The sequence below is a fragment of the Bradyrhizobium cosmicum genome, assembly GCF_007290395.2.
In the GTDB taxonomy this organism is placed as follows: domain Bacteria; phylum Pseudomonadota; class Alphaproteobacteria; order Rhizobiales; family Xanthobacteraceae; genus Bradyrhizobium; species Bradyrhizobium cosmicum.
Map to the genome: position 1 here is coordinate 2,430,849 of NZ_CP041656.2, position 13,414 is coordinate 2,444,262.

Annotated in this window: 12 protein-coding genes; 6 read left to right on the forward strand and 6 right to left on the reverse strand. The window is 62.1% G+C overall.

Translation table 11 applies throughout. The features are described from left to right. Positions 1 to 82 precede the first annotated feature (82 nt). The 3 genes from FNV92_RS11420 to FNV92_RS11430 are packed head-to-tail and all read right to left on the reverse strand — an operon-like array spanning position 83 to position 3,928. Positions 83 to 1,258: a CgeB family protein gene (locus FNV92_RS11420; RefSeq protein ID WP_143840901.1), complete on the reverse strand. Its 1,176-nt coding sequence runs from the start codon at positions 1,256 to 1,258 to the stop codon at positions 83 to 85. A 5-nt stretch (positions 1,259 to 1,263) separates the two neighbouring features. Next, complete coding sequence (locus tag FNV92_RS11425; RefSeq protein WP_143840900.1) at positions 1,264 to 2,592, reverse strand: hypothetical protein; 1,329 nt, start codon at positions 2,590 to 2,592, stop codon at positions 1,264 to 1,266. Beyond that, positions 2,576 to 3,928 (reverse strand): hypothetical protein, encoded by a 1,353-nt coding sequence (locus FNV92_RS11430; protein WP_143840899.1) that lies wholly within the window; start codon positions 3,926 to 3,928, stop codon positions 2,576 to 2,578. Before FNV92_RS11430 ends, FNV92_RS11425 begins: the two co-directional genes overlap by 17 nt. Positions 3,929 to 4,251: 323 nt before the next feature. Here FNV92_RS11430 and FNV92_RS11435 point away from each other — a divergent pair, with 323 nt between their 5' ends. Genes FNV92_RS11435 through FNV92_RS11445 form a run of 3 tightly spaced genes read left to right on the forward strand, consistent with a single transcriptional unit; the run spans position 4,252 to position 6,890 of the window. Further along, positions 4,252 to 5,313 carry a Gfo/Idh/MocA family protein gene (locus tag FNV92_RS11435; protein ID WP_143840898.1) on the forward strand — a complete coding sequence of 354 codons (1,062 nt, stop codon included), beginning with the start codon at positions 4,252 to 4,254 and terminating at the stop codon, positions 5,311 to 5,313. Further along, on the forward strand, positions 5,310 to 5,780 hold the full coding sequence (locus FNV92_RS11440; protein WP_143840897.1) for an acyltransferase: 471 nt from the start codon (positions 5,310 to 5,312) through the stop codon (positions 5,778 to 5,780). Before FNV92_RS11435 ends, FNV92_RS11440 begins: the two co-directional genes overlap by 4 nt. A gap of 12 nt (positions 5,781 to 5,792) precedes the next feature. Beyond that, positions 5,793 to 6,890, forward strand: coding sequence for a DegT/DnrJ/EryC1/StrS family aminotransferase (locus FNV92_RS11445; protein ID WP_143840896.1), 1,098 nt, complete (start codon positions 5,793 to 5,795; stop codon positions 6,888 to 6,890). Here the strand turns inward: FNV92_RS11445 and FNV92_RS11450 are convergent. Both FNV92_RS11450 and FNV92_RS11455 read right to left on the reverse strand, forming a co-directional pair. Continuing rightward, entirely contained in the window at positions 6,887 to 8,098 is a 1,212-nt protein-coding gene (locus FNV92_RS11450; protein ID WP_143840895.1) for a glycosyltransferase family 4 protein, read from the reverse strand. The genes FNV92_RS11445 and FNV92_RS11450 overlap by 4 nt on opposite strands. Positions 8,099 to 8,102: 4 nt before the next feature. Further along, positions 8,103 to 8,645: a D-glycero-alpha-D-manno-heptose-1,7-bisphosphate 7-phosphatase gene (locus FNV92_RS11455; RefSeq protein ID WP_143840894.1), complete on the reverse strand. Its 543-nt coding sequence runs from the start codon at positions 8,643 to 8,645 to the stop codon at positions 8,103 to 8,105. Positions 8,646 to 8,891: 246 nt separating this feature from the next. On the opposite strand from FNV92_RS11455, the gene gmd reads away from it, so the two are divergent. Next, positions 8,892 to 9,962, forward strand: coding sequence for a GDP-mannose 4,6-dehydratase (gene gmd, locus FNV92_RS11460; RefSeq protein WP_143840893.1), 1,071 nt, complete (start codon positions 8,892 to 8,894; stop codon positions 9,960 to 9,962). Next, positions 9,943 to 10,887: a GDP-L-fucose synthase gene (gene fcl / locus FNV92_RS11465; protein ID WP_143840892.1), complete on the forward strand. Its 945-nt coding sequence runs from the start codon at positions 9,943 to 9,945 to the stop codon at positions 10,885 to 10,887. Before gmd ends, fcl begins: the two co-directional genes overlap by 20 nt. A 9-nt stretch (positions 10,888 to 10,896) precedes the next feature. Here fcl and FNV92_RS11470 read toward each other — a convergent pair whose 3' ends face one another. Then, the gene (locus FNV92_RS11470) at positions 10,897 to 12,120 is read right to left on the reverse strand and encodes a phenylacetate--CoA ligase family protein (protein ID WP_143840891.1); all 1,224 of its coding nucleotides are present in this window, start codon (positions 12,118 to 12,120) and stop codon (positions 10,897 to 10,899) included. Between the two features lie 85 nt (positions 12,121 to 12,205). Between FNV92_RS11470 and FNV92_RS11475 the strand changes: the two genes are divergently transcribed. Beyond that, positions 12,206 to 13,357, forward strand: coding sequence for an AGE family epimerase/isomerase (locus FNV92_RS11475; protein WP_143840890.1), 1,152 nt, complete (start codon positions 12,206 to 12,208; stop codon positions 13,355 to 13,357). Positions 13,358 to 13,414 lie beyond the last annotated feature (57 nt).

Consider the following 13,414-nt stretch of genomic DNA (forward strand, 5'->3'; position numbering starts at 1 on the left):
CTTAGCGCTATTTCGCGGCAACTTTGGCCATTTTCCCCGGAATCGTCAAGGGTAACGCCGGGTTTTTCGAAGTTCGCCGCGCCTACTGAACAAGCTGCAAAATATCCTGCACGCGACTGCGAAATGTGTGATCTGCCAACGTCCGCTTCTGTCCGTTTGCGGCGATCGCCGCGCGCGATTTGTCGTCTCTGAGATAACGCCCGATCGCTGCCGAACAGTCCTTGGGGGACCGCCAGGCAACAACGTCTCGATCCGGTTCAAAAAGAGTATGCAAGTTCTGTTTGAAGTCCGTCAGAAGAAAAGCGCCGACGCCGGTGGCTTCGAACAACCGCATGTTTCCTGCTTCATCGCCGGCGATGTCGATATGCGAGTTCAGGTTGATCCGCGACCGCCTGAGAACCTGGTACATCTCCGAGCCCCACACTTCGCCTTGAAAACATTGCCGGAGCGGTGAGGTCGCCGGAAGCGAGCTTGAAATATTGCCCCATAGCTTGAGATCATGACGCTTCGCAATGAACTCCAGAAGCGCAATCCGCTCCCGGTGATCTTCGGATACCGAACCAACAAACGAGACGTCGACATCCGGGGGAGGCGGAGCAGGCAGCGCGTCCAGGACGGCCGTATCGAACGCAAGGTGAGAGACCTCTGCACGAACATCGGCGGCTCGAAATGCCCGGACAACCCGGGGCAACTGCGACAGCATCAGGTCGTAGGCGCCCCAATCTTCTCCCTTGGTGGGCTCGATGCCGACCTGTCCGATGACGACCCGCACGCCCATGTCCCTGATGCGCCGCACCAGGTCGGTGGTTACATAAAAGACATCCTGGTTGAGGACGAGGTCCGGCTTGAACTCCTCGATCTGGGCGAGCAGAATCCGTTCGGCTTGCTCGCTCAGCCGTGGACTCAAACCCAGACGTCGGGCCAACGGCCGCAAGGCCGGTTTCAACGGTGCGATGGTACGCTGGAGCCATCCCGGCAATCGCTGCTTTCGGCTCGCGCCGAGATCGGCGCCGGTGTCGAGTGTCATGCCATGCTCACCGGCCCATGCCGATTGCAGCCAAAGATTGTTGACGTGAACGTCGGCGGCCGGGTGACCCAGCGCCGCGAAACTGCGTGAATAAAAGTCCGCCACACCGAACAGGCTCGCGTTACGCGCGGCCATTTGTTCCGCGTAGCCGGCCGTCTCCAATCCGGGATGGCGGCCGTATAGCCACGACAGAAAACGAGGATAGTCGGCATTCAGGACAAGCACGCGCATGGAGCTCAGACTCTTGCTTTGAGGCCCGTTTCGGAAGCCACTGCAAATGGCTGCCGAGGCATGACGTACCACAAGAGAAACAAAAGAGCGGCGCCGTTCGTGACCATCATGATGGACAGCGGCACATTGAGGAAAGCTTGCGTCACTATTCCGCTCGACAGGATGACAAATCGGGGTGGAAGCCCTTCGGACGTCAGATTTCCAACCGACAGGATCAGGCCGGCCAAAAATGCGCTTGCTGGTGCTAGCGCGCTCCCCACCGAGGCGATCCCCTCAGTTGCGAGCAGGGAGGCGTTCATATTTCCGACCGGATAGTTCCTGGCGATGATGAGCGCAGGCTGCTCATCGTAGGAGCAGGCCATCAAATATTTCATCAGGGAGATCTGGCAGAAATGCGTCGTCTCGTGCCGAGAAAAGAAATCATTGTAGACGTCGATCGCGACCGACGGAAAAGCGATCATTCGGAAATTGATCGTTCCAAAATAGTTCAAAAAGAGCGACTCGGAGATCAGGCCTTCGCGGCACAGCGCCGCAAGGACAAGACCAACCGCGATTGGTCCGAGCAACGACGCGACCACCGCGATCCTGGCTTCAAGATAGGTCGAGACAAGCAGAAGGAAGCAAAGCCAAACCGGCGCGAACAGGGCCGTCTTTGTGAGAGTCACGGGATAGAAGGCGACGCAGAGAAGCAGCACTGTTGCCGCCAGCATGTGCGCTCGCATCTCAACGCAACATGCAAAGGCAAATGGCAGCAAGGCCCCCAACGCGATTCCCATGGTGTATTGGAGGAGAATCGGAAACTTCAACTCGTCACGGAACTGATAAATCTCCGAAAGCCAGATTAACTTGAAGTTGTAGAGGAAACCCGTCGCGATGATCGCCAGCGTCGCCGCGATGATGGCGGCAACGAGCCAGCGAAGGCTTCTTGTCGAGCCAGCAGGCTTGATCTTGATTGGCCATTTTAGAAAGAGCATCGGGGCAAGAAATGTTGCCGTGGAAGCGATAGCCGAAATCACTGGAAATCTGTGGTCGTAGTCGAGTTGAGAAAAGGGAGTAAGCCAGAGGTAGCCGAGCGTCACGGTGTACAGGTAGAATGAGAGAAGGTAGCCGAAGCTGAAACTTGCGAAGATCATGGCGATCGCAAGCGCTGCAATCGGAACTGAGAGAAGTGCCGCTTCGGAAATGCGGCTGCTGCTCCAGGTGAAAAGGTGCAGATACCCATACACCTGCAAGACAATGACGAACGAGATGCAGCAACAGATCGTGTGAATGGTAAAAAGTGCAGGTGTGATTGTCTTGCGCGACAGTTTCTCGAAGTTATCGGAGAATTTCATCAGTATGACCCTGGAGGGTCGTGGACCTTGCGTCTGGAAATGCTGCGCTCGGTGTCACGTACCATAGTAAAAACAGGACGGCGGCGCCGTTGGTGACCAGCGCGACGGTGAAGGGGACGTTCAGAAAAATGTGGAGCTGCAGTCCGCTCGACAGCAGAACAAAACGTTCGGGCAGTCCAGCGGACGCCCGGCTTGCAAGGCTGATGACGAGTCCGCATGCGAGGGCCGAGACGGGAGCAAGCAGAGGGCCCACCGAGGCAATACCCTCGGTCGCGAACAGCGAGGCATTGAAGTAGCCGAGGTGATAGCTTTCCTGCATGTAGACGGAGAGCTGTTCTTCGTATGGGCACGACAAGAGCTGCTTCACCAGCCCGATCTGGCAGAAGCGGGTGAGTTCGTGGCTCGAAAAGAAGTCATTGTAGAAATCGAGCGCACTTGCGGGCATTCCGATCATTCGAAAATTGACCGTTCCGAAATACACCAAGAACGGGTATTCTGGCAGGGGGCCGAGCTTGTGCAGCAGGGCCAGCAGCACCCCCGCGAGGACGGGCAGCAACAGTGAGAGAATGATCGCAACACGGGCCTCGAAGTAGATCGACAGCGCGGTGAGGAACAACAGCCAGGCCGGCGCGAGCAGTGCAAGTTTAGTCAGCGTGACGGGATAAAAGAGCCCCAAAATCAACAAGCACAGCGCTGCATATCCGTATCTTCTTAGCTGGACAAAGCCGGCATATGCAAACGGCAGGAGAGCGCCACAGACGATCCCGACGGCGTACAGTAGGGGCTTCGGAAGCACGATCTGGTCGCGATATTCGTAGATATCGAGCGGGCTGACGAATTGACGATTGTAGGACGCTCCGATGGCCAGGACGACGCCCGCTACCGCCAGAATGGCGAACAAGAACACAAGGAATTGCCCGCCTGTCAATTCGAGTTTCGGGCGACGTGCCGGACAGTTCAACAGCAGTGCGGGAACGAGAAACGCGAGCCCCGAAGCAAAGGCGGATATCGCTGCTGTGCGGTGATCATACTGAAAAGTCGAGAGCTCCAGAAGCCAGAGGTAGTCCAGGATCAGCGTGAAAAGGTAGAAGCCAAGCGCGTAGCCGAAATTGAAGGGGCGAATCATGAAAAAGATCGACAACAGCGCAAATGGAGCGGCCGTCACCGCGGCGCCCAAGACGTGAGAAACGCTGTTCTCGGCCAGGGGCAGCAGGCGTCGATAGTATTCGGCAACGAAAATCAAAGAGATACAAGAAGTTATCACGTGACAAACGACGAGACTGGGTAGCCAGTATCGAAAGCCGGAGGACGATACCGAAACGTCGGTGATTTTCATTGGCGAGGTTACTATCCCGTACGCTGGTGCGCGCTGCGTAACACGGAAGACAGCACGTGGCCACAGACCTCGGGTCTGGCCCATGATCGGTCGTGGATGTTGTTTTCGGGTCATGCTGGTGGACTGAGCGCGACGGAACCGATCGAACTTTCGCCGCATCTTGAACGGCGGTAAGAGCATCTCAAACGTGCCGTGGTCCGAGGTCACGACGGCACCGGACGAGCGCATTATTGGCTTGATCAACAAGGAAATTTTCGAATATAGGCTGTAACTTCAGGGCTTTGTTGAATGCTCGGTATGGCGGGCCACGCGAGGGTGATTGGATGATCAGATTCGGCTTGCTGGGCTGCGGGCGCATCGCGAAACGCCACGCGGAACTCCTGGGCGGCAATCACATCGATCGGGCGAGCCTGGTCGCCGTTTGCGACAACGTCAAACCTCGCGCCGATGCGTTGGCGGCGAAGTTCGGGGTTCCTGCCTATGAGGACCTGAACGAGATGCTCGCGCGCACGGACATCGATGCTGTGGCGGTTCTGACGCCGAGCGGCATGCACCCGCAGCACGCCATCGCGTGCGCCCGCGCGGGAAAGCATGTCGTCGTCGAAAAGCCGATGGCGCTCCGGTTGCAGGACGCCGATGACATGATCCGCGCTTGCGACGAGGCGGGCGTGAAGCTGTTTGTCGTCAAGCAGAATCGCTTCAACGTTCCGGTCGTCAAGGCGCGCGAGGCGCTGGACGCCGGCAGGTTTGGCCGCCTCGTACTTGGCACCGTGCGCGTGCGCTGGTGCCGAGATCAGGCATATTACGATCAGGACGCATGGCGCGGCACCTGGGCCTATGACGGCGGCGTGCTGACCAATCAGGCCAGCCACCACATTGACATGCTGGAATGGTTCTTCGGGGACGTGGTGAGCGTGCACGCCCGGGCAGCGACGGCCCTGGTGAAGGTCGAGACCGAAGACACCGCGGTGGCGACGTTGAAATTCCGCAATGGCGCGCTCGGTATCATCGAGGCGACCACGGCGGTTCGTCCGAAAGATCTCGAGGGGTCTCTTTCGATCCTTGGCGAGAAGGGCACGGTCGAGATCGCGGGCTTCGCGGTCAACCAGATCAGGCACTGGAATTTCGTCGACGAGTTGCCGAGCGACAAGGTCGTCGTCGAGAAGTTCTCGGTCAATCCACCCAACGTCTACGGCTTCGGGCATCAGGCCTACTATCAGCACGTCGTCGACTGCCTGTTGCATCAGAGCGCCGCACTGGTCGATGGCCTGCAAGGTCGCAAGAGCCTCGAACTGATCTCCGCCCTCTACGAGTCGATCGAGACGGGGCAGGAAGTCGCGCTTCGCTTCGAGCCGCGGCGGAGCAAGCTCGGTGTGATCTCGTGAGCGGTACGCCGCAGGTGCACCAGGTCGCCGTGCGCGACGTCAAATTTGGCGCGCGTGTCAAACTGGTGGAGCCCTGCAATCTCTACGGCTGCGAGATCGGCGACGACTGCTTCGTCGGCCCGTTCACCGAGATACAGGCCGGGGCAAACGTCGGTGCGCGAACCCGCGTGCAATCGCATGCCTTCATCTGCGAACTGGTGTCGATCGGCGAGGATTGTTTCGTCGGACATGGCGTGATGTTCATCAACGATACGTTTTCCACCGGTGGGCCGGCGCGCGGGCGCCGTGAATTGTGGCGCGCGACGAAGATCGGAAATCGGGTTTCGATCGGCTCGAATGCCACCATCATGCCGGTATCCATCGCCGACGATGTCGTGATCGGAGCCGGCTCCGTGGTCACGAAAGATATCACCGAGCCCGGCAGCTACGCCGGAAATCCCGCCCGCCGCCTCAAGGGCAAGATCTAGGGAATAGCATTCATGCCGGTACCTTACGCGGATCTCGGGCTGCAATATCAGTCGATCAAGGATGAGATCGACGGCGCGATCGCTGCGGTCATTCGCGACAGCGCGTTCATCCGTGGGCCGTATGTCGACGCCTTCGAACGGGAGTTCGCCGAGGCGGCAAGCGTCAAGCACTGCGTGTCCTGCGCGAATGGCACCGATGCGCTCTACCTTGCTATGGCGGCGCTCAAGGTCAAGCCGGGGGACGAGGTCATTACGACCGCGCATTCCTGGATATCGACATCCGCGATGATCACGCATGCGGGCGCGACAGTCGTGTTCTGCGATACCGACGGTGAGACCTTCACGATCGATCCCGCGGCAATCGAGGCGGCGATCACGCCGCGGACCGTCGGGATCATTCCGGTGCATCTGTACGGCCAGCCCGCGGACATGGACGCCATCATGGCGATCGCGCGCAGGCACGGCCTCTGGGTCGTCGAGGACTGTGCCCAGGCGCATCTGGCACGATACAAGGATCAGCCGGTCGGAACCTTCGGCGCGGCCGCGACCTATTCATTCTATCCCGGCAAGAATCTCGGAGCATTCGGCGATGCCGGCGCGGTCGTGACCGACGACGCGGCGTTGGCCGAACATATGACCATGCTCGCCCGTCACGGCGGCCTCGTGAAGCACAAGCATCTGATCGAGGGCATCAACAGCCGGCTGGACGGGATGCAGGCGGCGATCCTCTCGGCCAAGCTGAAGCATTTGAAGGCCTGGACCAAGGCTCGGCAGGATGCCGCTGCGGTCTACGATGCCGGTCTTAACCAGCTCGATGGCGTTGAGGTGCCTCGTGTCGCGCCAGACCGCACCCACGTCTATCATCTCTATACGATCAAGCATAACAAGCGCGATGCGCTCGCATCGTATCTCGGCGAGAACGGGGTGCAGACCGCAATCAATTACCCGACGGCGCTGCCGCTGCTTCCCGCCTATGCGCGGTTCGCGCATCGCTCCGAACAATTCCCGAGGGCGTTCGACGATCAGAACAAGATCCTCTCCCTCCCGATGTTCGCGGAGATCACGCGCGAGCAGCAGGACGAGGTCATTCGTCTGATCAGGAATTTCTAGCGGTCGTCCTCGCACAAGCGCCGCACGATGTCCCGGTAGCGCAGCGTTGAGGCCTGCTCGGTGTATTTCAGCGCGGCGACCGCAGCCTGCTGGCCTCGTTGAAGCGTGGCAGCGCGATCGGATGCGGCCTCGGATATCGCTTGCGCCAGCCTGCCGGCCTCCTCCGGAGGCACGACCCAGCCGATGTCTTCTTCGGCGACCGCAAGCCCGGCCTCTGAATTCGCCTCCGTTGCGACGATGACGGCCCGCCCAACGGCGAGAAAGTTATAGAGGCGGCTTGGAATCGAGACACCGGCGACGTTGCGCCGGTAGGGGATGATCCAGGCATCCGCCGCCGCGAGGAATTCGGCGAGCTGATCCTCGGGCACGGGCTCCAGCAGGGTGACGTTCTCCAGATTTTGCGCGGCTTGAAGCGCCTTCAGCTCGTCCCAGCCGACCCCCCAGCCGGAGAGCACGAAATGTACGCTCTTCTCGTGCTGCAACAGCCGCGCGGCCTCGAACACCGTGCGAGGTGCGTGCGTGAAGCCGAGATTGCCGCAGAGACCGGCAAGGAATTGCGACGGATGGTCTTGCCTGAGGTGATTTCCGGCACCCGGTGCGCGGTAGCCGATCGGAAGCAGTGTCCAGTTCGGCACGAAATGGATGTTGTCTGCATGCACGCGCGGGTAGCGCAGCAGCAGCGGAGGCACGTCTCGGCCGATGACGAAGATCGCGTCCAGGGACCTGAAGAGCCAGCCATTGGCGAGGCGCAGGGCACGTGCGACGAGGGAGGTCTGCCGGGCGACGCCGGCGGCGATCAGAGCCTCCGGATAGAGATCGTAAATCAGGAGTGCCGTCCTGGCGCGCCGCAGTCTTGCGGCAAGCGTGATCGCGTAGGGCAGGGTGAAGGGGCTCGTGACCGACATGACGACGTCGCCCGGCTTCGCGCGCCGGTAGACGGCCCAGAACAATCGCATCGCCAGTACCGAGCTTGCGACCAGACGTCTTGCGAGCGCGTGCTTGGGCGGCTTCCAGTTTGCGATCTCGATGATTTCGGGCGTGTTGCCGCCGGTCGCTGCCGGTCTTGCGGAGCAGGATGTTCCCGACAGGACGACGGTGGGCATGTCGAGTGCAATTGCGTTTGCGATCGCGCCGAGATAGGTCGCCGTCGTGCTCGAATCCGGCGGATAAAACTCCGTCGCGAGGATGAAGTTGGGAGCCGTCTTCACGAAACTAACCGCGTGCCAGCAGCGGCAGGATGAAATCCCGCAGGTTTCCACCCGCAAAGAGATGGCCGGGCATTCCGGCAGCGCGCGCTGCCTCGATGTCCGACGGCCGGTCGCCGACCACGAAGCTCCTGCCGGCGTCGACGGGAAACTTTTCCAGGAGGTCCACGATCATGCCGGGCTCCGGTTTGCGGCGATCGCTGTTGCGTCGGTAGGAGGCGACCGATCCGTCCGGGTGAAACGGGCAATATTCAAAGGCATCGATCCGCGCATCGTGGGCCGCCAACTGAGCCGCCATCCAACCGTGCAGACGATGGATGTCGGCTTCCTGATAGAATCCCCTCGCTACGCCGGACTGGTTGGTGATGACGAAGGCGAAATAGCCGGCATCGTTGATCGCCTTCACGGCCTCGATGGCGCCGTCGATCCAGCGGAATTTGTCGATCTCGAACAGGTAATCGCTGTCGACGTTCAGGATGCCATCCCGGTCTAGGAAAACGGCAGGGCGCAGCACCTGGTCGATCGCCGTGCTCTCTCGATCTCGGGACATGTGGGCTCGGAATTGCGTTCTCTATGGGGGCGGGCAAGCCTCGGAAGCAGCCCGGTCTCCCCGGCCGCCAATATCACGATTGTGTTCCGGATCCAATTGGTCCTCCGCGCCTGATCTGCCGGTCTCCGGGCTGTTCCCCGGGGTTGACCCGGGGGACGATATATCCAAGAAGAAGTCCGGGATGCGCTTCGCCCGGCGCCTGGTGTGCATCCATCCATTCAATTGCCACGGGAACAAGGTTTGGCCATGACTGAACGGGTTGCTCTGATCACCGGCGTGACCGGGCAGGACGGCGCCTATCTGGCCGAATATCTGCTGTCGCTCGGCTACGTCGTGCACGGCATCAAGCGGCGCTCGTCCTCGTTCAACACCGCGCGCGTCGATCATCTCTATCAGGACCCGCATCTCGGCGACGTGCCGTTCCTGATGCATTACGGCGACATGACGGACTCGACCAATCTGATCCGCTTGGTGCAGCAGATCAGGCCGACCGAGATCTACAATCTCGCCGCCCAGAGCCACGTCGCCGTCAGCTTCGAGAGTCCGGAATACACCGCCAACGCTGACGCGATCGGCGTGCTGCGGCTGCTGGAAGCGGTCCGCATCCTCGGCATGGAGAAGGAGACGCGGTTCTACCAGGCCTCGACCTCCGAGCTCTATGGCCTCGTGCAGGAGATCCCGCAGAAGGAGACCACGCCGTTCTATCCGCGCTCGCCTTACGGGGTCGCAAAGCTCTACGGCTACTGGATCACGGTGAACTACCGCGAAGCCTACGGCATGTTCGCGGCCAACGGCATCCTGTTCAACCACGAGAGCCCGATCCGGGGCGAGACCTTCGTCACCCGCAAGATCACCCGCAGCGTCGCCCGCATCGAGGTCGGCCTGGAAAACACGCTCTATCTCGGCAATCTCGAAGCCAAGCGCGATTGGGGCCATGCCAAGGATTATGTCGAGGGCATGCATTTGATCCTGCAGGCCGACAAGCCCGACGATTTCGTGCTCGCCACCGGCGAGACGCGTTCGGTGCGCGAGATGGTCGAGCTGTCGTTCGCGCAGGTCGGGCGCCGCATCGAATGGCGCGGCAAGGGCGTCGAGGAGACCGGCATCGATACGAACAGCGGCAAGACGGTCGTGAAAATCGATCCGACCTATTTCCGCCCCACCGAGGTCGATCTTCTCGTCGGCGATGCCAGCAAGGCACGCGATGTGCTCGGCTGGAAGCCGAAGCGGACGTTTGCCGAGCTCGTCCAGGAGATGATGGCGAGCGATCTGGCCGAGGCAAAGCGGGACGCGGCCAGTGGCAAGCGCACCGTTTGAGCTGAAGGGCAGGAGCGTCTACGTCGCCGGCCATCGCGGCATGGTCGGCAGCGCGATCGCACGCCGGCTGGCGCGGGAGGACGTCAAGCTCGTGACGGCGGACCGGCGCGAGCTCGATCTCTGCAACCAGGCCGCCGTGTTCGACTGGTTCGGACGCGTGCGGCCGCAGGTCGTGTTTCTCGCCGCCGCCAAGGTCGGCGGTATCGTCGCCAACAACACGCTGCGCGCCGAGTTCATCTATGAGAACATCGCGATCGCGGCCAACGTGATCCAGGCCGCGCATCAGAGCGGCGCCGAGAAGCTGATGTTTTTGGGCTCGTCCTGCATCTATCCGAAGCTGGCGGCGCAGCCCCTGCGCGAGGACTCGGTGCTATCAGGCCCGCTCGAGCCGACCAACGAGCCCTACGCGATCGCCAAGATCGCCGGTATCAAGATGGCGGAGGCCTATCGCAGTCAGTACGGGTGCGACTTCATCAGCGTGATGCCGACCAATCTCTACGGCCCTGGCGACAATTATCATCCCGAACTCAGCCACGTGGTCGCCGCCCTGATCCGCCGCTTCCACGAGGCGAAGATCGCGGGTGCCGAGAGCGTCGTGGTCTGGGGCACCGGCACGCCGCGGCGCGAATTCCTCTATGTCGACGACATGGCGGACGCCTGCGTGCACCTGATGAAGACCTATTCCAGCGCGGAGCTGATCAACATCGGCACCGGCGAGGACATCACCATCGCCGAGTTCGCGCGTGTCGTGGCCGAAATCGTCGGTTACAACGGCGAGATCGCTTTCGACAGCTCGCGCCCCGACGGCACCCCGCGCAAGCTGCTCGACGTCAGCCGCCTCGAGAAGCTCGGCTGGCGCGCAAAGACTTCGCTTCATGATGGCTTGAAGCGCGCCTATGCGGCGTACCGTCAGTCGACCGAATAGCAAGCGGTCTTACCGCTCGTCCGCGATCACCTTGCCGTCGTTCGGGAGCGCCCCCGGGCTGACCAGCTCGACATTGCCGCCGAGCTTGGTTACCGCGCGCAAGGTGCCGGCGATCTCCTCGCGCAGAGCATCGCTTGTGGCCGCGGCTTCCGCTTTCAACGTCATCGCATCGGCCTCGCCCTGGCGCGTGACGACGAGGCGCAGGCGGCCGAGCGCGGAGTGGCGCTTGCCGATCTCGGCGATCTGCTCGGGACGGACGAACATGCCCTTGACCTTGGTGGTCTGATCGGCGCGGCCCATCCAGCCCCTGATGCGCATGTTGGTACGGCCGCATTGGCTGGGGCCCGGCAGTGCCGCGGTGAGGTCGCCGAGCGCAAGGCGGATCCAGGGATGATGCGGGTCGAGCGAGGTGACGACGATCTCGCCGACATCGCCTTCCGCAACGGGATCGCCCGTGCCGGGCTTGACGATCTCCATGATCAGATCCTCGTTGACGACCATGCCGTCGCGCGCCGCGGTCTCGAAGGCGATGAGGCCGAGATCGGCGGTGCCAAAGGCCTGATAGGCATCGATGCCACGTGCCCTGATCTCGGCCTGCAGCGAGGGCGGAAAGGCCGCCCCCGAGACCAGCGCGCGCTTGATCGAGGAGACGTCGCGGCCGGTGCTCGCGGCGGCATCGAGCAGGATCTTCAGGAAGTCGGGCGTGCCGCTATAGCCGACCGGACGGTAGGCCTCGATCAGCTCGAATTGCTGCTCGGTATTGCCGGGGCCCGCAGGGATCACCGCGCAGCCAAGTGCCCGCGCGGACGCGTCGAAGATGAATCCGCCGGGGGTAAGATGGTAGCTGAAGGTGTTGAGCACGACGTCGTCGGGACGGAAGCCCGCCGCGAAAAGGGCCCGCGCGCCGCGCCAGGGGTCGGCCTGCCGCCCCTCCGGCTCGAAGATCGGGCCGGGGGAGGTGAAGAGGCGGGCGAACGATCCGGGTGCTGCCGCCACGAAGCCACCGAACGGCGTGGAGGCCTTGTGCAGGGCCGGCAGTTCCGACTTGCGCAGCACAGGCAGGCCCGCCAGCGCCGCCCTGGAGGTCACTGAGGCCGGATCGAGACCCTTGAGCCGCTCCGCATAGGCCGGTGCAGTCATTGCGCTGCGCAGCACCCCCGGCAGGCGGGAAAACAGCTCGGCCTCGCGCACGGCCTGATCGCGCGTCTCAAGGGCGTCGTAATGGGCGGTCATGGCTGGTCTTTCCGGGTTGGCATCCGTTGCACGCCGCCACCGGCATGGGTACAGACGGCCAGTGGCGGGGCTTGAAGGGGACGCGATGGCGGATGATCGGATCGTTGCGACGGGTGAGGCCGCGGACGTCGTCGCGCGCCTGAAGCGCCGCATGATCGACGAGGCGCTGCCGCTGTGGTCGTCCGTCGGCTGGGATGGTGCGGCCGGCGGCTTTGTCGACCGTCTGCACCGTGACGGCACGGCTGACGTGGCCGCGCCGCGGCGGGTGCTCGTGCAGGCCCGGCAAATCTACTGCTACGCCAAGGCGGCGCAGATGGGCTGGGACCCTGAGGGGCGGGGCATCGCGCTGAAGGGGTTGGAGCATCTGCTGGCAAAGGCGAAGGCGCCCGACGGCCGGCCCGGCTATGTTCACCGGCTGACGCCGGATGGCGCGGTCCTGGACGGCCGGCGCGATGCCTATGATCACGCCTTCATCCTGTTTGCGCTCGCGACGGTTTATACGCTCGACAAGGATGCGCAGATTCGCGCCGAGATCGACGCGCTGCTCGGCTTCCTCGACGGCCATCTGCGTTCGCCGCATGGCGGCGTCCACGAAGGCTTGCCGGTGTCGCTGCCGCGCCGGCAGAATCCGCATATGCATCTGTTCGAGGCGATGATCGCGTGTTTCGACGCAACCCACGATTTTTCGTTCCAGAACCGTGCCGGCGAGTTCTTCGCGCTGTTTCTCGCCAATCTCTACGACAAGCAGAAACGCATCCTGACGGAGTATTTCGAGGAGGACTGGTCCAAGATCGAGCCGGTCAGCGTCGAGCCCGGCCATCAGGCAGAATGGGTCTGGCTTCTGAAGGGGTTTGAACGCATCACCGGTTGCCCGACAGGGCAACGCCGTGCCGAACTGCTGGCGACCGCGCTGCGCTATCGCGACGAGGCGACCGGCTGCCTCGTCGACGAGGGCGATGCTGCCGGCAATATCCGCCGCAGCACGCGCCGGCTGTGGCCGCAGACCGAGATGGCAAAGGCGTGGATCGCGCAGGCCGAATCCGGCGAGGCGGGCGCGGCGGACGAGGCGCGCGCGGCGCTGGTGCGGCTCGAACGGCATTATCTCAGCCATCCCGTGCGGGGCGGCTGGTACGACCAGTTCGATCGCGACGGCAAATCGCTGGTCGACACCATTCCTGCGTCGTCGTTCTATCATGTTCTCTGCGCAGTCACGGAAGCGGAGCAGGTGCTGGGTTAGATTCATTTTTGACGCGTTTTTCTTCACGCGAACCGGTTACCACTTCGCTCGAAAACG